General features: G+C 55.4%; 16 protein-coding genes. 6 read left to right on the top strand and 10 right to left on the bottom strand.

The window, feature by feature from the left end:
• Entirely contained in the window at positions 1 to 1,857 is a 1,857-nt protein-coding gene (sppA, locus tag HV352_RS13035; RefSeq protein ID WP_016156312.1) for a signal peptide peptidase SppA, read from the bottom strand.
• 175 nt (positions 1,858 to 2,032) lie between these two features.
• Here sppA and HV352_RS13030 point away from each other — a divergent pair, with 175 nt between their 5' ends.
• From HV352_RS13030 to topB, 3 genes are all read left to right on the top strand, one after another.
• Complete coding sequence (locus HV352_RS13030) at positions 2,033 to 2,584, top strand: NAD(P)H nitroreductase (protein ID WP_181634812.1); 552 nt, start codon at positions 2,033 to 2,035, stop codon at positions 2,582 to 2,584.
• 116 nt (positions 2,585 to 2,700) lie between these two features.
• Positions 2,701 to 3,744: a selenide, water dikinase SelD gene (selD, locus tag HV352_RS13025; RefSeq protein WP_016152831.1), complete on the top strand. Its 1,044-nt coding sequence runs from the start codon at positions 2,701 to 2,703 to the stop codon at positions 3,742 to 3,744.
• 4 nt (positions 3,745 to 3,748) lie between these two features.
• Positions 3,749 to 5,695 carry a DNA topoisomerase III gene (topB, locus tag HV352_RS13020; RefSeq protein WP_019076618.1) on the top strand — a complete coding sequence of 649 codons (1,947 nt, stop codon included), beginning with the start codon at positions 3,749 to 3,751 and terminating at the stop codon, positions 5,693 to 5,695.
• A gap of 63 nt (positions 5,696 to 5,758) precedes the next feature.
• On the opposite strand, the gene gdhA is transcribed toward topB, so the two are convergent.
• Positions 5,759 to 7,102 carry an NADP-specific glutamate dehydrogenase gene (gene gdhA, locus HV352_RS13015; protein WP_137380470.1) on the bottom strand — a complete coding sequence of 448 codons (1,344 nt, stop codon included), beginning with the start codon at positions 7,100 to 7,102 and terminating at the stop codon, positions 5,759 to 5,761.
• Between the two features lie 252 nt (positions 7,103 to 7,354).
• Here gdhA and HV352_RS13010 point away from each other — a divergent pair, with 252 nt between their 5' ends.
• The gene (locus HV352_RS13010; protein WP_170973731.1) at positions 7,355 to 7,615 is read left to right on the top strand and encodes a YnjH family protein; all 261 of its coding nucleotides are present in this window, start codon (positions 7,355 to 7,357) and stop codon (positions 7,613 to 7,615) included.
• On the opposite strand, the gene HV352_RS13005 is transcribed toward HV352_RS13010, so the two are convergent.
• Positions 7,575 to 7,988 carry a pyrimidine (deoxy)nucleoside triphosphate diphosphatase gene (locus HV352_RS13005; RefSeq protein WP_032947020.1) on the bottom strand — a complete coding sequence of 138 codons (414 nt, stop codon included), beginning with the start codon at positions 7,986 to 7,988 and terminating at the stop codon, positions 7,575 to 7,577. The genes HV352_RS13010 and HV352_RS13005 overlap by 41 nt on opposite strands.
• A gap of 79 nt (positions 7,989 to 8,067) precedes the next feature.
• Between HV352_RS13005 and HV352_RS13000 the strand changes: the two genes are divergently transcribed.
• The gene (locus HV352_RS13000; RefSeq protein WP_016156315.1) at positions 8,068 to 8,637 is read left to right on the top strand and encodes a carboxymuconolactone decarboxylase family protein; all 570 of its coding nucleotides are present in this window, start codon (positions 8,068 to 8,070) and stop codon (positions 8,635 to 8,637) included.
• Positions 8,630 to 9,253 (top strand): CDP-alcohol phosphatidyltransferase family protein, encoded by a 624-nt coding sequence (locus HV352_RS12995; RefSeq protein ID WP_047358607.1) that lies wholly within the window; start codon positions 8,630 to 8,632, stop codon positions 9,251 to 9,253. Before HV352_RS13000 ends, HV352_RS12995 begins: the two co-directional genes overlap by 8 nt.
• 100 nt (positions 9,254 to 9,353) lie before the next feature.
• Here HV352_RS12995 and HV352_RS12990 read toward each other — a convergent pair whose 3' ends face one another.
• The 7 genes from HV352_RS12990 to xthA all read right to left on the bottom strand — a co-directional run bounded on the left by HV352_RS12990 (position 9,354) and on the right by xthA (position 16,483).
• A complete protein-coding gene (locus HV352_RS12990) occupies positions 9,354 to 10,661 on the bottom strand; it encodes a sulfurtransferase (protein ID WP_047418447.1) in 1,308 nt (435 codons plus the stop codon).
• An 86-nt stretch (positions 10,662 to 10,747) separates the two neighbouring features.
• Entirely contained in the window at positions 10,748 to 11,380 is a 633-nt protein-coding gene (locus HV352_RS12985) for an ATP-binding cassette domain-containing protein (protein WP_049271258.1), read from the bottom strand.
• Positions 11,380 to 12,915 (bottom strand): thiamine ABC transporter permease, encoded by a 1,536-nt coding sequence (locus HV352_RS12980; protein ID WP_181634811.1) that lies wholly within the window; start codon positions 12,913 to 12,915, stop codon positions 11,380 to 11,382. The genes HV352_RS12985 and HV352_RS12980 overlap by 1 nt, the downstream gene beginning before the upstream one ends.
• Positions 12,888 to 14,057, bottom strand: a complete 1,170-nt coding sequence (locus HV352_RS12975) for an ABC transporter substrate-binding protein (protein ID WP_181634810.1) — start codon at positions 14,055 to 14,057, stop codon at positions 12,888 to 12,890. The genes HV352_RS12980 and HV352_RS12975 overlap by 28 nt, the downstream gene beginning before the upstream one ends.
• A gap of 32 nt (positions 14,058 to 14,089) precedes the next feature.
• Positions 14,090 to 14,800 carry a TVP38/TMEM64 family protein gene (locus HV352_RS12970; protein WP_046275881.1) on the bottom strand — a complete coding sequence of 237 codons (711 nt, stop codon included), beginning with the start codon at positions 14,798 to 14,800 and terminating at the stop codon, positions 14,090 to 14,092.
• Positions 14,797 to 15,453 carry a TVP38/TMEM64 family protein gene (locus HV352_RS12965; protein ID WP_181634809.1) on the bottom strand — a complete coding sequence of 219 codons (657 nt, stop codon included), beginning with the start codon at positions 15,451 to 15,453 and terminating at the stop codon, positions 14,797 to 14,799. The genes HV352_RS12970 and HV352_RS12965 overlap by 4 nt, the downstream gene beginning before the upstream one ends.
• 223 nt (positions 15,454 to 15,676) lie before the next feature.
• A complete protein-coding gene (gene xthA / locus HV352_RS12960; protein WP_181634808.1) occupies positions 15,677 to 16,483 on the bottom strand; it encodes an exodeoxyribonuclease III in 807 nt (268 codons plus the stop codon).
• Between the last annotated feature and the right edge of the window lie 169 nt (positions 16,484 to 16,652).

Raw genomic sequence — 16,652 nt, 5'->3', positions numbered from 1 at the left:
TTAGCGAACGTTGGCGCAGGTCAGGCAAAACGCATATCGGTTTTGCGGATCGTTAAACGCGGCCAGCTTATCGCTTTCCGCTTTAACTGCACTGGCCGCAGAAGCAAGCGGCGCCGGGAGCATGGCCTGAATAGCTTCGGGCAGCATGGCGCGAACGGAGCCTGACATGCTGTCCATTACCATATCGACGAATGTCGGTTCATCCTGATAATACGCAATGTGCCACTGTTTCAGCTTGGCAAGCTCAGCCGCTTTCGCGATGGCGTCGTCAAAATCACCGAGGCTGTCTACCAGTCCGTTGGCTTTCGCATCCTGACCGGTCCAGACGTGACCCTGCGCGATTTTGTCAATCTGCTCAGGGGTTGTCTTACGTGCATCCGCGACCAGCGTGATAAAGCGCTTATAGCCATTTTCAATGCTCAATTGCATCATTTGCTGCACTTCAGGCGGTAACGCTTTGGTGATGGAGATATCCGCCAGCGGGGAAGTGGCCACGCCATCGGTATGTACACCAATGGAATCCAGACTGTTTTCTACGGTGTTGATCACACCAAAGATCCCGATTGAACCGGTTAACGTGCTGGGGTTTGCCACAATGTAACTGGCTGGGGTGGAGATCCAGTAGCCACCGGAGGCCGCCATGCCGCCCATGGACACGACAACCGGTTTACCCGCCGCTTTTGCCGCAGCCAGCTCAGCACGAATGACTTCCGAGGCGCTGACGCTGCCGCCAGGACTGTTCACGCGCAGTACAATAGCTTTCACTTTCGGATCGAGACGTGCTTCGCGGATTTGTGCGGCAGTGGTGTCGCCCCCCACATTTCCTGGGGTTTCTTCACCGTCCATAATCGCGCCGTTGGCGAAGATAACGCCAATGCTGTCTCCGGTATCCGCCGGTGTTTTCAGCGAATAATCGTAATAGCTGACGGCGCGATAGTTTTTATCCGCTTTGCTCCAGCCAAACTGTTTGGTCAGCATTTTTTCGACTTCGGCGCTGGAGGCGAGTGCATCCACCAGTTTGTTGTCGAGCGCATATTTCGCCGTATCTCCATCGACCTTCGTCAAACCGTCCAGCATCGCCTGTGCGCCAGGGAACACCTGCTGAGCTGGGATCTGGCGGTTGGCGGCGACCGTGTCGAGATAGTTCTGCCACAGCTCGCCGATCCAGCGACTGTCGGCTTCACGCGCGGCAGGAGACATATCATCGCGGATAAACGGTTCTACGGCAGACTTATAGGTCCCGACGCGGAATACGTGCGTGGAAACTTTCAGCTTATCGAGCAGGGACTTGTAGTACAGACCGTTGGTGGCAAAGCCGTGCAGATCAACGGAACCCTGCGGAGAGAGGTAAATTTTGTTAGCAAAACTGGCGAGGTAATACTGCCCCTGGCTGAAGTTATCGCCCACGGCAAAGACCGGTTTACCGCTGTCGCGGAATTCCCGCAGTGCTTTGCCGATATACTGCATGGAAGGCTGGTCTGCCCCGGCAAAATTTTTCAGATCCATCACGATGCCGGTGATGTTGCGATCATCTTTTGCCTGGCGAATCGTATTCACGATATCGAACAGGGAGTTTTCCTGCAGACGATCGGAACTGGCGCCAAACAGCTGACGGCCAATAACGCTTAAACGACTGGTGCTCGAAGGCTTATCGACAATCACCCCGGAGATATCCAGCAGCAGCGCGCCTCGCTCAGCGTGTTCGCTGGTGTTGCTGCTGCTGACCTGCATCCAGATGCCCACGCCAACCAGCACCAAAAAGATGAAGAACAGGTTAAGCACAAATTCACGGACGAAATTGAGTAATCGCCATGTCCATTTAAAAAATCCGGCAATAAATCGCCACAGGGTTCGCATGTATTCTCCCTACCAATTAACAACACGCCACCCCGAAATCCCGGAGAAAGGCGATAAGATGAGGCTATCGTAATGACCCGACAGGCACTTGTCAGCAGGAATCACCGCCTGTGCTGTAACAAAATCCGCTCACGTGTTAATTTTGTGAACAAATTTCATTGTTGGAGTTAAGCAAATGGATGCACTCGAATTACTTATGACCCGTCGTAGCGCCTCTCGTCTCGTCGAACCGGCCCCGGCAGGAGAGCAACTGCAAAATATTCTGCGTGCGGGAATGCGCGCGCCGGACCACAAAACGCTGCAACCGTGGCAATTCTTTGTCATTGAGGGCGAAGGGCGTGAATGCTTTGCCGCCGTGCTTGAAAAAGGCGCTATTGCATCTGGCAGCGATGAGAAGGCCCAGGAAAAAGTGCGCAGCGCGCCGTTTCGCGCGCCGCTGATTATTACCGTGGTGGCGAAATGTGAAGCAAACGACAAGGTTCCGCTATGGGAACAGGAAATGTCTGCCGGTTGTGCGGTGATGGCCATGCAGATGGCTGCCATTGCCCAGGGCTTTGGCGGTATCTGGCGCAGTGGCGCATTAACCGAAAGTGAGGTCGTCCGCGAAGCGTTTGACTGTCGCCCACAAGATAAAATCGTCGGTTTTCTCTATCTGGGCACACCACAGTTGAAAGCATCCACGACGATTACCCTTGCCGATCCGAGCGCATTCGTCCGTTATTTCTGATATCAACGGCAAAACTGTCTGGATTATGAGCAAAGGCACCCGAATTCAGACAGTCACTCTTACCACATCATGGAATGAGCGCTACCATATCCGGATTGCAATGACAGGAGATGTCCATGAGCGAGCAAGCTATTCGTTTAACGCAATACAGCCACGGAGCCGGTTGCGGTTGTAAAATTTCCCCAAAAGTGCTGGAAACCATCCTGCACAGTGAGCAGGCGAAGTTTGTTGATCCAAACTTACTGGTGGGTAATGAAACCCGCGACGACGCGGCTGTATACGATCTGGGGAACGGCACCAGCGTAATCAGCACTACCGATTTCTTTATGCCGATTGTCGATAATCCGTTTGATTTTGGCCGCATCGCCGCCACCAACGCCATCAGCGATATTTTCGCCATGGGCGGCAAACCGATTATGGCAATTGCTATCCTGGGCTGGCCGCTTGATAAGCTGGCGCCGGAAATCGCCCGCGAAGTAACCGAAGGCGGACGCTTTGCCTGCCGTCAGGCGGGTATCGCGCTGGCGGGGGGGCACTCTATCGATGCCCCTGAGCCTATCTTTGGTCTTGCGGTAACCGGCGTTGTTCCAACTGAACGCGTGAAGAAAAACAGCACCGCCGAGGCGGGATGCAAGCTGTTTTTGACCAAGCCTCTGGGTATTGGTGTCCTGACCACCGCAGAGAAAAAATCGCTGCTGAAGGACGAGCACAAAGGGCTGGCGACGGAAGTAATGTGCCGGATGAACATTGCCGGGGCGGCATTTGCCGATATCGACGGCGTGAAAGCCATGACCGACGTTACCGGTTTTGGGCTGCTGGGGCATCTGAGCGAGATGTGTCAGGGGGCCGGCGTTCAGGCGCAGATCGTCTACCAGGCTATTCCTAAGCTGCCAGGTGTTGAAGAATACATCGCGCAGGGCGCGGTGCCGGGCGGTACCCAGCGTAACTTTGCCAGCTACGGACACCTGATGGGTGAAATGCCGCAGTCGGTTCGCGATTTGCTCTGCGATCCGCAAACTTCCGGTGGTCTGCTGTTAGCGGTAACGCCGGAAGCTGAAGCCGAAGTTAAAGCGGCAGCGGCGCAGTTTGGCATCGACCTCACTGCGATTGGTGAGTTAGTGGAAGCTCGTGGCGGTCGCGCCATGGTTGAGATCCGTTAACTCGATGCGGTTGTTTATTGCCGAAAAACCGAGTCTGGCGCGCGCTATCGCCGATGTGCTGCCGAAGCCGCATCGCAAAGGTGACGGTTTTATCGAGTGCGGAAACGGGCAAGTGGTGACCTGGTGTATTGGTCACCTGCTTGAGCAGGCGCAGCCAGATGCCTACGACAGTCGTTATGCTCGCTGGAGTCTGGTTGATCTGCCGATTGTCCCGGAAAAGTGGCAACTGCAGCCGCGTCCCTCGGTGACCAAACAGCTCAACGTTATTAAGCGATTTTTGCATGAGGCCAGTGAAGTCATTCACGCAGGTGACCCCGATCGTGAAGGACAACTGCTGGTGGATGAAGTGCTGGATTACCTGCAACTGGCCCCTGAAAAGCGCCAGCAGGTGCAACGCTGCCTGATTAACGACCTCAACCCGCAGGCCGTCGAGCGGGCGATTGAGCGTCTGCGCGCCAACAGTGAGTTCATCCCCCTGTGCGTGTCGGCACTGGCGCGAGCGCGGGCGGACTGGCTGTACGGTATCAACATGACGCGCGCTTATACCATTCTGGGGCGTAACGCGGGCTATCAGGGCGTACTTTCGGTCGGGCGCGTGCAAACGCCGGTGCTCGGACTGGTTGTGCGCCGCGATGAAGAGATTGAAAACTTCGTTGCCAAAGACTTCTTCGAGGTGAAAGCGCATATCGTGACGCCCGCCGATGAGCGGTTTACCGCTATCTGGCAGCCGAGCGAAGCGTGTGAGCCGTATCAGGATGAAGAAGGGCGCTTGCTAAACCGCACGTTGGCTGAACACGTGGTAAATCGCATTAACGGTCAGCCGGCGATCGTCACCAGCTATAACGATAAACGGGAATCAGAATCCGCGCCGCTGCCGTTTTCGCTGTCGGCGTTGCAGATTGAAGCGGCGAAACGCTTTGGCTTAAGTGCGCAAAACGTTCTGGATATCTGCCAGAAGCTGTATGAAACCCATAAACTGATCACCTATCCGCGTTCGGATAGCCGTTATCTGCCGGAAGAACACTTTGCCGGACGTCACGCGGTGCTGAACGCGATTAGCGTCCATGCGCCGGATCTGCTTCCGCAACCGGCGGTCAATCCCGATACGCGAAACCGCTGTTGGGATGATAAAAAAGTGGATGCGCACCACGCCATCATTCCAACCGCGCGCAGTTCGTCCATCAACCTGAACGATAATGAAGCGAAGATATACAACCTGATTGCCCGTCAATATCTGATGCAGTTTTGCGCGGATGCGGTATTCAGGAAGTGCGTTATTGAGCTGGATATCGCGAAAGGTAAGTTTGTCGCCAAAGCCCGTTTTCTAGCAGAGGCCGGATGGCGTACGCTGCTTGGCAACAAAGAGCGCGACGAAGATAACGACGGGACGCCGCTGCCGGTGGTGGCAAAAGACGACGAGCTGCTGTGCGAAAAAGGCGAAGTGGTTGAACGACAGACCCAGCCTCCGCGGCACTTTACCGATGCCACGCTGCTGTCAGCGATGACCGGAATCGCGCGCTTTGTGCAGGATAAAGATCTGAAAAAGATCCTGCGCGCAACGGACGGACTGGGAACGGAAGCGACGCGCGCCGGGATTATCGAGCTGCTGTTTAAGCGTGGTTTCCTGGTGAAGAAGGGGCGCTATATTCATTCTACCGATGCCGGAAAAGCGCTGTTTCATTCGCTGCCTGAAATGGCGACGCGTCCGGATATGACTGCGCACTGGGAATCTATCCTGACCCAAATCAGCGAAAAACAGTGTCGATATCAGGATTTCATGCAGCCGCTGGTGGGGACGCTGTATCAGCTAATCGATCAGGCGCGCAGCACGCCGGTACGACGCTTCCGTGGTATTGCCGCACCGGGTAGTAGTGGTGGTGACAAGAAAAAGAGCGCGCCGCGTAAACGCACGGCGAAAAAAAGCCCGCCATCTGAAGAGGCGGGCCTGTAGTGCGCTCTTAGGCTGGATAAGGCACGTGTGCCGTATCTAGCCTACGGGAACAACAGATCTGAATTAAATCACACCCTGGCCCAACATCGCGTCGGCAACTTTCACGAATCCCGCGATGTTGGCGCCACGTACGTAGTTGGTTTGCTTACTTTCGCCGCCGTACTCGACGCAGGCATGATGAATATCCAGCATGATGTGATGCAGGCGCGCATCCACTTTCTCCGCTTTCCAGCCCAGACGTGCGGCGTTCTGCGCCATTTCCAGACCGGATGTCGCTACGCCTCCCGCGTTGGCCGCTTTACCCGGCGCGAACATTACACCGGCTTCCAGGAACAGATCGGTGGCCTCGATGGTGGTAGGCATGTTTGCCCCTTCGGCGACAGCCTTCACGCCGTTGGCGATCAGCACGCGTGCCGCATCGACATCAAGTTCGTTCTGGGTGGCGCACGGCAGGGCGATATCAACCGGAACCGACCACGGCTGTTGGCCTTCCAGATAGGTCAGGCCAAATTCGCGGGCGTAATCCGCCACGCGGCCGTCGCGGCTGTCTTTGATCGCGCACAGACGCGCCAGTTTTTCTTTGGTAAATCCGCTTTCGTCGACCACAGTTCCGCTGGAGTCGGAGGCGGTGACTACTCGCGCGCCAAACTCCATGGCTTTCTCAATGGCGAATTGCGCCACGTTACCGGAACCAGAGACGGCCACGCGCATGCCTTCAAAGCCCAGGCCATGGCGTTTGAGCATCGCTTCGGTGAAGTACACCAGACCGTAGCCGGTAGCTTCCGGGCGAATCAGGCTGCCGCCGAAAGAGAGACCTTTACCGGTAAAGACACAGGCGCTGTTGTTGGACAGTTTTTTCATCATCCCGGCCATAAAGCCGACTTCACGACCGCCTACGCCGATATCGCCCGCTGGAACATCGGTATCGGGTCCTAAATGGCGGAACAGTTCGGTCATCAGTGCCTGACAAAAACGCATGATTTCGCCTTCGCTTTTACCTTTAGGATCGAAATCGCTCCCGCCTTTACCCCCGCCCATTGGCAGCGTGGTGAGGGCGTTTTTAAATGTTTGCTCGAAGCCAAGGAATTTCAGGATCGACAGGTTCACGGAAGGGTGGAAACGCATCCCGCCTTTGTATGGGCCAATGGCGGAGCTAAACTGCACGCGCCACGCGCGGTTGACCTGCACCTGATTGCGATCGTCCAGCCAGACGACGCGGAACTGGATCACGCGCTCCGGTTCAACCAGACGTTCCAGCAACGACATCTGACGATAACGCGGGTTTTGCTCGAGGAAGGGCCACAGTGTCGTCATTACCTCACGAACGGCTTGCGCGAACTCGGTCTGATTCGGGTCGCGCTTTTGCACATGGTTAAGGAATGACTCCAGAGAACGTGTCTGATCCATAGATATAAGTACCTCTTATGTATTGATATGGTTATATTTTTGATTTTTGTGTTAAGTGTTTTGCAGTTTTTGACTATAACATCAGCAGTGTGACGGGACGCAAGAAAAAATTAACCGCGCTAAGTAAATTAATATTGCGGCGTGGGTCATAACCAAAAGCGATGATGGCAAGGGCTAAAGTTTCTGCCGGTTTATACCGTTATACTGAGCATAACTGTCAGTCAAAAAGGAAAGAATATGCGCCGTATAATCATGGCAGGAGCGTTGGCACTGGTGTCCAGCGCGACGCTGGCAAATCAGCTCTATCGCCCGGACGTGCAGGTGAATGTCCCGCCGGAAGTGTTCAGTTCCAGCGGTCAGCGGGCGCAACCCTGTAGTCAGTGCTGTATTTATCAGGATCAAAACTACTCAGAAGGGGCGGTGATTAAAGCGGATGGCGTTTTGCTTCAGTGCCAGCGTGATGATAAAACGATCAGCACGAATCCGCTGGTCTGGCGTCGCGTAAAAGGATAAACGCTTCTAATAGCGGGATATCGGCAGGCGCCAGCGGATAACGCAGCGCCTCTTCGGGTGAACACCAGACGATATCCTGATGTTCATACACTTTCAGCTCCCCCTGATATGACGGTACATGCCAGGCATGTAAGTGAATGAGTCGGCCTGAAACCTCGCGTTGATGGCTGGCAATGTAGCGCCCAACGACCGCCTCGATGCCCAACTCTTCACGCAGTTCACGGACCAGCGCCTCTGGCTGACTTTCCCCCGGCTCAACCTTACCGCCAGCAAACTCCCACATACCTGACTGATCCGCATGCTGCGGGCGTTGAGCCAGTAAAATTTTGCCATCACGTTCAATGATAGCGGCGACCACGTCGAGGGTTTTCATTATATTCATCAAGATCTAACGGTAGAAAATGACATACTATCGTTATCTTTGTTTTATCTAAAGTATTCAGGAGCCACCGTTGAACGATCCTCAGTCGTGGGTAAAACCGTTAACGCGTATCCCTTCCAGTTTGCAACCGCTCGTTGCTACGCAGAAAAAACATTATGGCGATGTGCTGCATCCCACGCGCTGGTGGGGGCGGATGCCGTTCCTGTTCTGGCTGGTGGCGCTGTTTGTCGGGTTTCTGGAGCGTAAAAAGGCGCGCCTGTCGCCGGTGATGCGCGCGCTGTTGATGACCCGCGTTTCTCAGGTGTGCCATTGCGCTTTCTGCGTTGACGCCAACAGTTTACGGCTGGCTGAACGCTGCGGCGCGCTGGATAAAGTCTTACAGGTTGCCAACTGGCAAGAATCGACGCTATTTAGCGCAGAAGAACGTGTAGGGCTGGCCTATGCTGATGCGGTCACCGCAACGCCACCACAGGTTGACGATGCGCTGAAAGCGCAGATGAAGCAGTATTTTACCGATGACGCCATTACTGAAATGACCGCGCTGATTGCGTTTCAAAATCTCTCGGCGCGTTTTAATGCCGCTCTCGATATTCCCTCCCAGGGACTGTGCGACAGTTTTAAAGGACGCCCGCATGCTTGACCGCCATCTTCATCCGCGATTAAAACCGCTTTTGCATCGCTGCGTGGGCATCATTGATCAACCGGCGATTACCCCGGACGGACTTACGCTGGTCGGTTTTGCTATTGGCGTGCTGGCGTTGCCATTTCTGGCGTTAGGCTGGTATATGGCGGCGCTGGTGGCCATTGTACTCAATCGGCTGTTTGACGGGCTGGATGGGGCGCTGGCACGGCGCAGAGGGCTAACGGACGCGGGAGGATTTCTCGATATCTCGCTCGATTTTCTGTTTTACGCCTTAGTGCCGTTTGGTTTTATTCTTGCTGCGCCGGCGCAAAATGCGCTGGCAGGCGGTTGGCTGTTGTTCGCGTTTATTGGCACCGGCAGCAGCTTCCTGGCCTTCGCCGCGCTGGCGGCAAAGCATCAGATTGATAACCCCGGTTATGCGCATAAATCGTTTTATTATCTGGGCGGACTGACCGAAGGAACCGAGACGATTTTGCTGTTTGTGTTGGGATGTCTGTTCCCGGAATATTTTGCCGTAATGGCGTGGGTCTTTGGCGCGCTGTGCTGGATGACGACGTTCACCCGGATCTGGAGCGGATATCTGACGCTGAAAGCGGTCCAGCGTCAGGCGTAACGTAGTGCGTTGCCGGATGCGCTTCGCTTATTTGGCCTACAACGATGGTTTATGTAGGCTGGGTAAAGCGTTCTCGCTGCATCCGGCAACAATGACAATCTTACTTGCTGGCGTCCGGACCCCGTTCACCGCTGGCGATCGGGTTTTTCGGAGAGCTGCTCCACTCATACCAGCCGCCGTCGTAGACGGAGACGTTTTTCCAGCCCATTGCGCGGGCATACATAAACGTTTCCGAAGCACGCCAGCCGGTACCACAATAGAATGAGACCTGTTGCTCTGGCAGGATATTCCATTGCTTCCACATGGCGGCGATATCATCGGCGCTGCGCATGGTGCCATCCGGGTTATGGAAATCTTCCATGTGGGTGGAGTCGCTGCCTGCATGGCCCCAACGCGCCCCTGCGATCTCACCTTTTGGCTTAATGTAGCTATAGCCGCTGGTCGTACCGATAAATTCCGGCCATGAACGAATGCTCACCAAAGACGCATCCTGGCGATGCAGCAGACCGCGAGCCTGTTCCATATCCAGCATCAGTTGCGGTTGGGCAGGGATCGTCACGCCGAAATCAGGTTCAGGCTTCACCGTTGGTGCCGTACCGCGTTCGACCGGTAAACCTGAGTCAGACCAGGTCTGCCAGCCGCCGTCGAGCAGACGAACATCTTTCACACCTGCATACAGCATAATTTGTGCCACGCGCGCGGCGGCGTAGACATCGCGGCCGTATAAAATCACCGTGGTGTCGTGGCGGATGCCGTGTTTCGCCAGCATCGCTTTGAGCTGCGCGTCGGACACTTTATTCCACAGCGGTTCGCTTTCGACTTCGTTGGTATCAATATAGCCCGCGCCAGGGATATGGCTGAGCAGATACAACTTCGGCGCGCCCCAGGCGGCTTCAATCACTTTCCAGTCACCGGCCGGTTTGGCGGTTACCTCTTTACCCTGCTGAAGGTCGTGCAGCCACTGCGGGTAAACCAACTGTTCGAAGTGCGGCAGACGTTGCAGGCGGGCAGGGTCCGTAAGCGCATCGCTGAGGGTTGAGATAGCGTTAAAGCCGACTTTCTGCAGGCGGGATTTGACGGCCTGCATGTCAGTATCGCTGCCATACAATGCCACCGGCGCGTCAGTTTTCAGGTGATGTGCCTTAACCCAGGCGCTGAGTTGTTCATCATTCATCTTGTCGAGCCAGGCGGCAGACAGGTTCAGTGCGGAAGGCTCGTGTCCTGAAGGACCATTAAGCGATTGCGGCCAGCCGTTGTAAAAAGCGCTCTGACGGGTATCGATCGCCGCGCCTTGCTTTTGCTGTAACTGGTTGAGGGTGAGCGTCTGTGCTGTTTCAGCAGCCCAGGAAGAAGCGCAAGCGAGCCCTAAAGCCAGTGCCAGCGCGGTCATTTGAGAAACACGTTTCATCGAATAGCCCGACGTTGAAAAAGAGGACGACATTCTGTGCCGCCAGTTAAGTAAAAACCTTGCGTTAACGCAGCATATCGCCACATTCACGCCCAGTTTTCCATCTGTAATACGCGACCTGCTGGCGGAACGTCCTGCGCATCGTGGGTAACCTGGACCACCGGAATACCCAGTTTACGTACTTCGGTGAAGACCCACTGGCGAAAGGTATCGCGCAGCGACGCATCCAGCCGGCTAAAGGGTTCATCGAGTAACAGCGCCTGGGGTTGCGCCAGCAGCGCGCGAAGCAGGGCGACACGCGAGCGTTGCCCGCCGGAGAGCGAAGCCGGATCGCGTGAATAAAATCCTGCCAGGCCCGCGCGTGCGAGGGCGCTTTCCACCGCATGGCGTCTGGCGGGACCTTGCACGCTGGCGGGTAAGGCCAGCAGTAAATTCTGCCCAACGCTGAAATGGTCAAACAGCAGCGCATCCTGAAACAGAATGCCAATCTGGCGCTGCGCGGTAGGCAGTGTGTCTACGCGCTGTTCGTTGAGCCACAGTTCGCCTGACGCCTGAAACTGAGGAGACAACGCCCCGATCATCCACGAAAATAACGAAGACTTACCGCTGCCGGAAGGTCCCATAATGGTGACAATGTCACTTTTATTAACCTGGAAATTAACGTCCTTCAGTAGCGCTGTCGTACCCTGGTACAACGAAACGCCTTGTACAATGAGCATTAGCGGAGTCCTTGTCGAAAGCGGCCAATCAACGCAGCGAGGAACGCCGCCAGTGCGAAAATTATAAGCGGTAACAGAAGCTGCCATAGCGCCTGGGTTGCCAGAATGGCGGTGCTACCGCCGCTGCTTAATGCCACCGCTTCGGTGGTCAGCGTGGGATAGCGCCCGGCGCCTAACCACAGCGTCGGCATATACTGGGCGATACTGACTGAGAACCCTACCGCGAAGGCAACCAGCGCCGGGCGCGCCAGCTGCGGACATTTTACTTGCCAGAATATGCGGCCCCGGGTCCAACCCAGCGTTTGCGCAATCAAAATCAATCGTGGGTCAATGCGTTGCCACGCCGGTTTGAGCACAAACAGCATCCATGGCATCACCCACAGCAGGTGTCCCCAGACAATGGTTATCATCAACCCATCCTGTCCGGCATATAACGCCAACAGATACTGTCCAGTTACCAGCGGCAGTGCAGGCAAAATGAGCGGTAGCCAGACCCAACGGTGTCCGGTTTGCGGACCCCATTCCAGCCAGGCAAAAAGTATCAGCAGCGCCAGCACGCTGGAGAGAAGCCCCAGTTGCAGGCTAGTGCTGAGCGCCTCGCTATTTAGCGACGAATAGCTGGCGATCAGCGCCAGAACCAGCGCGCACACCACACCGCCAAAGGGCAAAAGTTGTACCAGCGAACGGCCGATTGTACAGGATGAAAAACGCAGGCGTTCCCCGTTTACTGCGGGAATAGTGCGTTGCCAGGCGCGCCAGAGCAGATACCCCGCCAGCGCGATGATGAGTAGCAGCAGTACCAGCAGCAGGCTGGCGAGTGCTCCTTTAGCCTGTTGCTCGGCATCGCCCTGACTGAGCCATTGCCAGCTCAACACGGCAAGCGTTGGTGGGTTTCCGGGACCAAGGACGATTGCTACATCCACTACCGAGAGCGACCAGGCGACGATCGCCAGCATGGCTTTGCCTAACGCGGGGGCGAGAGAGGGCAGAACCAGCCAGTTCAGGCATTGCAGTCGGCTGTAACCCAGCGAATCCAGGACGATAACCTGCTGCGAAAGCTGTTTTTCACTCAGCAGAGCTGAGAGGATCCATAACAAAAAGGCACTCTCTTTTACCGCCAGCGTCACGCCAAGCCCAATGCCGTAGCGGTCAGGCTGGGAGCTGTGAAACGGGAGCCATTGCCAGAGCATGCCGCCTTCGGCAAAAACCAACAGCACGCTGGTGGCGAAGGCAACGTGCGGAATCGCCAGCAGCCACGGAAGACGCGTGCACAGACGCGCCCAGCCTGCGCCGGGCCATAAGGCGAGGATCGCCAGCAGGGCGATGATCAGCGCGCCGCCAGCCGCGAGGCTTACGGAAACCAGCGTTGCCAGTAACGCCTGCGGGAGTTGAGGATCGCTAAATAGCGCCAGCCAGTGTCTGGTGCTCAGCGCCGGCGTTATCAGAGAAAAAGCCGCTGGCGCCAGCGGCAGATAAACGCCCGCCATGATGGCCCAGAGTAGCAGAATTAATGTGTACCGTAGCGGCGTAGCCATTCTTGTTCCAGAGCGTTTACCCATGCAGCATGCGGTTCTGGCAGCATGGCAGGGAGCCCTTGTGGGATCCGCGCCAGCAGCGCATTACGCTGGTCGACAGGCAATTTTTGTGGATCAAGCACCGAAGGATCTCCCCAGACTGACGGGTCGGCTTTACGCAGCTGCGCTTCGGGTGAAAGCAGGAAATTTGCCACGACTTTCGCTCCGGCGCTGGCACGCGCATTCGCTGGAATGGTGACAAAATGCACGTTGCCGAGCATGCCCTGTGAGAAACCAAAACTATAGCTGCTTTTGGGTAATTCACCGCTGGCCACTTTTTGCTGCGCGTGGGCAGGATTAAAGGTCATTGATAAATGCAGGGTGCCACCGTTGAGCAGCGCATCCATTCGCGCGGGCGTGGGCGGAAAATCTTTACCTTCGCGCCACAGGGCAGGATGCAAAGCATCAAGGTAATGCCACAATGGAGCGGTAACGTCGGCGAATGTGGACGCATCTGGCGCTATTTTCAGCGCCTGCGGTTTGTTGGTGAGCGAAATTAACAACTGCTCCAGAAAAGCCGTTCCGGTAAAGTCTGGCGGCCGCGGATAGGTCACCGTGCCAGGGTGCGCCTGGGCAAACTCAAGCAGTGCCTGCGGGGATTGCGGCGGCTGCGCGGTGAGATCGTGCCTGGCAATAAATGTAAGCTGTGCGCCGCCCCACGGTGATTCAGCCCCCTCCGTTGGAATGGAAAAGTCTTCATTCACCGGTTTCTGGGTATCAACATAGCGCCAGTTAGGCAGCGTTTGCGCCCACTGGGTCTGTAGCAACCCGGCTTCTTTCAGCGTGCGGAAATTTTCGCCGTTCACCCACAGTAAATCGACCGATCCACCGGTTTTTCGCCCGGATGCCGCTTCCGTCTGGATACGTTTTACGGCGTCGGCGGCATCCGCCAGGCGTACGATTTTCAGGTTAATGGCATAGTGTGTTTTCATCTCGCCGCTAACCCAGTCGAGATACTGGTTAACTGCGTTGTCGCCACCCCAGGCGTTGAACCACACCGTCTGACCGCGGGCGTCATTTTTGATTTGCTGCCAACTGGCGTCCTCGGCGAAAGCCGCCAGCGGAGAGAGCAGCAAACTCAGGCACAATAAGCAGTAACGCATAATATCTCCCTTGCTAAAAATGGGGGAAAGACTCAGGTCTTTTTCCGTTGATGCTCAAGATAAAGGCTTCTGGCCACGGCAATCACCACGCTCAGAGCGAACAGGATGAACAGGCCGGTAACAAACCAAAATGTGCCGCCGGTTAACAGGCTACCAGCCCATGAATAGACGATAGTGGCCGGTAACTGACCGATGCCGGTGGCGATGAAGAAATGGCGAAAACGAATCGAGGTCAGGCCTGCTGCGTAGCTTACCGGGTCGAACGGCACAAAAGGTAATAGGCGACAGACAAGAATTGTGTGCTTGCCATAGCGCTCGAAAAAAGAGTCCATGTTGTTCAGCACCGTTTTTCCGGTCAGTTTTTCCACCGCGCTGCGACCTAAAACGCGGGCAATAAAAAAGCACAGCGCCGCGCCTGCCATCGCGCTGCTCCAGGACAGTACGCCGCCCCAAAATGCGCCAAACAGCGAGGCATTGGCAAAGGTGATCACAAAGGCGGGAAGCGGCGCGACGATGGCCTGTAAGATCATCAGGAAGAACGACACGACCGCCGCCTGGGTTCCGTAAGAACGAATGAAGTTCTCAAGAGCATGCTGATCGAGCGTGGTAAATGCCGCCAGACTGCCGTGAAGAAAATCACTCACGCCAGGTATCCACGCCCACGCCATCAGGGCGAGCAGCAGCAGGGCAAGCAAGCTTATACGGTAATAGCGTGTCCGCCGCGCTTTATTCATCTTGATCATTTACCCGCGTACTCGTGACCGGGCGCCGGATCGACATGTTTATGCCGCGCCCAGGCTTTGGCGGCCTGAACGAGGACGAATAGCGCCAGCCCCGCAACGCTGAGCTTACCGATAAATGCCCAGCTAATCCCTTCGCTGGCCAGTTCGTGCGACATCAGCGTATAGATAAAGATGCCGGGCAAGGTGGTTAGCGCAGATATCACGGTAAATGACCAGAACGGAATGGCCGTCAGCCCATAGGCATAGTTTTGAATGTTATAGGGGAACAGTGGCACGAGCCGGGTCAGGATCAGAAAGTCTACTCCGCTATGGGCAATGCCTTTTTCGATAGCCTGAAACGTTGCCGTATGGCCAACGTATTTCAACAGTAATTTCCGCCCAAGCCAGCGAGCCAGCATAAACGAAAGCGCCGAAGCCGTGGTTGCCGCCACTAACGAGATAAGCGTCCCTGTCACCGGGCCAAACAGCACACCGCCGACGATCACCAGGATGCTGCCAGGGATCAGACACAGCGCGGCAACTATAAACAGCAGGATATAAAGGGTATAGCCGAACAGGCCGCTTTGGCCGATGACATCTTGTAAATGATGGAAATTGGTGATCAGATCGGTCAGACCGTAATGATGGAAAACTCCCGCCAGAACGCAGAACAATACCGCAACAATTAGCAGCCGGTATTCTGCGTTATGCGAACTTCTTTTTCATGGGGGTTCTCCTGTAAAACCGAATGCAATGTAGCGTTTTCGTCAGCGAAAAGTGCGCGCGAAGATATAATAAATTTCCGGCCGCAACAATGTATTACCGTGGCTTTATTGATTTTGCACAGAATAAACAGACTCTCCAGGCAAGGCCCGGAGAGTGAAAATACGCAGACGATCAGACGCGGAATTTAGCCCATACAGGCGCATGGTCGGACGGCTTTTCCATGCTGCGGATTTCATAGTCGATGCCGGTTTCTTCGCAGCGCTCCGCCAGCGGTTTGCTCGCCAGCAGCAGATCGATACGCAGGCCACGGTTATCATCAAAGCCTTTTGAGCGGTAATCAAACCACGAGAACTGGTCGTTCTTTTCAGGCCAGGCGTGACGGTAGGTATCTACCAGGCCCCAGCCCAGCAGACGTTCCATCCACTCGCGCTCTTCTGGCAGGAAGGAACATTTGCCGGTACGCAGCCAGCGTTTACGGTTCTCTTCGCCAATACCAATATCGAGGTCGGTTGGGCTGATATTCATATCACCCATGATCAATACCGGATTGTCGCGCTTCAGTTCAGTCTCCAGGTAGTTTTGTAGGTTCTGATAAAACGCGGCTTTGGCCGGGAACTTGGTTTCATGGTCACGGCTTTCGCCCTGCGGGAAATAGCCGTTGATCACCGTGATGCTGCCCAGAGGCGACGGAATTTCCGCCATGATGATACGACGCTGCGCTTCATCGCCATCACCCGGGAAGCCACGACGCACCGCAATCGGCGTTTCTTTCGTTAATAGTGCTACGCCGTAGTGGCCTTTCTGACCGTGATAAAAGACGTTATAACCCAGCTTTGCTACCTCTTCGAGAGGGAACATATCGTCGTGGACTTTTGTCTCCTGTAAGCCAATAACATCCGGTTGGTGTTTTTCGACAATGGCTGCCAGTTGATGGGGACGGGCACGCAGGCCGTTGATATTAAAAGAGACAAATTTCATAGTCGCTGCCACTTTGCAAGATGAATAGTGCAAGGATGGTAGCAGAATTTCTGCAGGCTGACTGCTTCTTGTCACCTGATTCCAACAATGATTGCTAATGGTGTTAACGATGGAGCAAAAACTGCACCGTTTTGGCGCGTAGCGCGTCGGAATAGAGCAATAATTTCCG

It is taken from the genome of Citrobacter sp. RHBSTW-01044 (assembly GCF_013781945.1).
GTDB lineage: Bacteria > Pseudomonadota > Gammaproteobacteria > Enterobacterales > Enterobacteriaceae > Citrobacter > Citrobacter braakii.
The sequence above is the reverse complement of the archived record's forward strand: the minus strand, read 5'-3'. Positions and strand labels throughout refer to the sequence as shown.

What these genes read in the sequence shown, in the direction of transcription:
- HV352_RS12990 (WP_047418447.1), bottom strand. Translation starts at nt 10,661, where the DNA reads ATGAAACGTGTTTCTCAAATGACCGCGCTGGCACTGGCTTTAGGGCTC.
- xthA (WP_181634808.1), bottom strand. Translation starts at nt 16,483, where the DNA reads ATGAAATTTGTCTCTTTTAATATCAACGGCCTGCGTGCCCGTCCCCAT.
- selD (WP_016152831.1), top strand. Translation starts at nt 2,701, where the DNA reads ATGAGCGAGCAAGCTATTCGTTTAACGCAATACAGCCACGGAGCCGGT.
- HV352_RS12985 (WP_049271258.1), bottom strand. Translation starts at nt 11,380, where the DNA reads ATGCTCATTGTACAAGGCGTTTCGTTGTACCAGGGTACGACAGCGCTA.
- HV352_RS13010 (WP_170973731.1), top strand. Translation starts at nt 7,355, where the DNA reads ATGGCAGGAGCGTTGGCACTGGTGTCCAGCGCGACGCTGGCAAATCAG.
- topB (WP_019076618.1), top strand. Translation starts at nt 3,749, where the DNA reads ATGCGGTTGTTTATTGCCGAAAAACCGAGTCTGGCGCGCGCTATCGCC.
- HV352_RS12970 (WP_046275881.1), bottom strand. Translation starts at nt 14,800, where the DNA reads ATGATCAAGATGAATAAAGCGCGGCGGACACGCTATTACCGTATAAGC.
- HV352_RS12980 (WP_181634811.1), bottom strand. Translation starts at nt 12,915, where the DNA reads ATGGCTACGCCGCTACGGTACACATTAATTCTGCTACTCTGGGCCATC.
- HV352_RS12995 (WP_047358607.1), top strand. Translation starts at nt 8,630, where the DNA reads ATGCTTGACCGCCATCTTCATCCGCGATTAAAACCGCTTTTGCATCGC.
- HV352_RS13030 (WP_181634812.1), top strand. Translation starts at nt 2,033, where the DNA reads ATGGATGCACTCGAATTACTTATGACCCGTCGTAGCGCCTCTCGTCTC.
- sppA (WP_016156312.1), bottom strand. Translation starts at nt 1,857, where the DNA reads ATGCGAACCCTGTGGCGATTTATTGCCGGATTTTTTAAATGGACATGG.
- HV352_RS12975 (WP_181634810.1), bottom strand. Translation starts at nt 14,057, where the DNA reads ATGCGTTACTGCTTATTGTGCCTGAGTTTGCTGCTCTCTCCGCTGGCG.
- gdhA (WP_137380470.1), bottom strand. Translation starts at nt 7,102, where the DNA reads ATGGATCAGACACGTTCTCTGGAGTCATTCCTTAACCATGTGCAAAAG.
- HV352_RS13005 (WP_032947020.1), bottom strand. Translation starts at nt 7,988, where the DNA reads ATGAAAACCCTCGACGTGGTCGCCGCTATCATTGAACGTGATGGCAAA.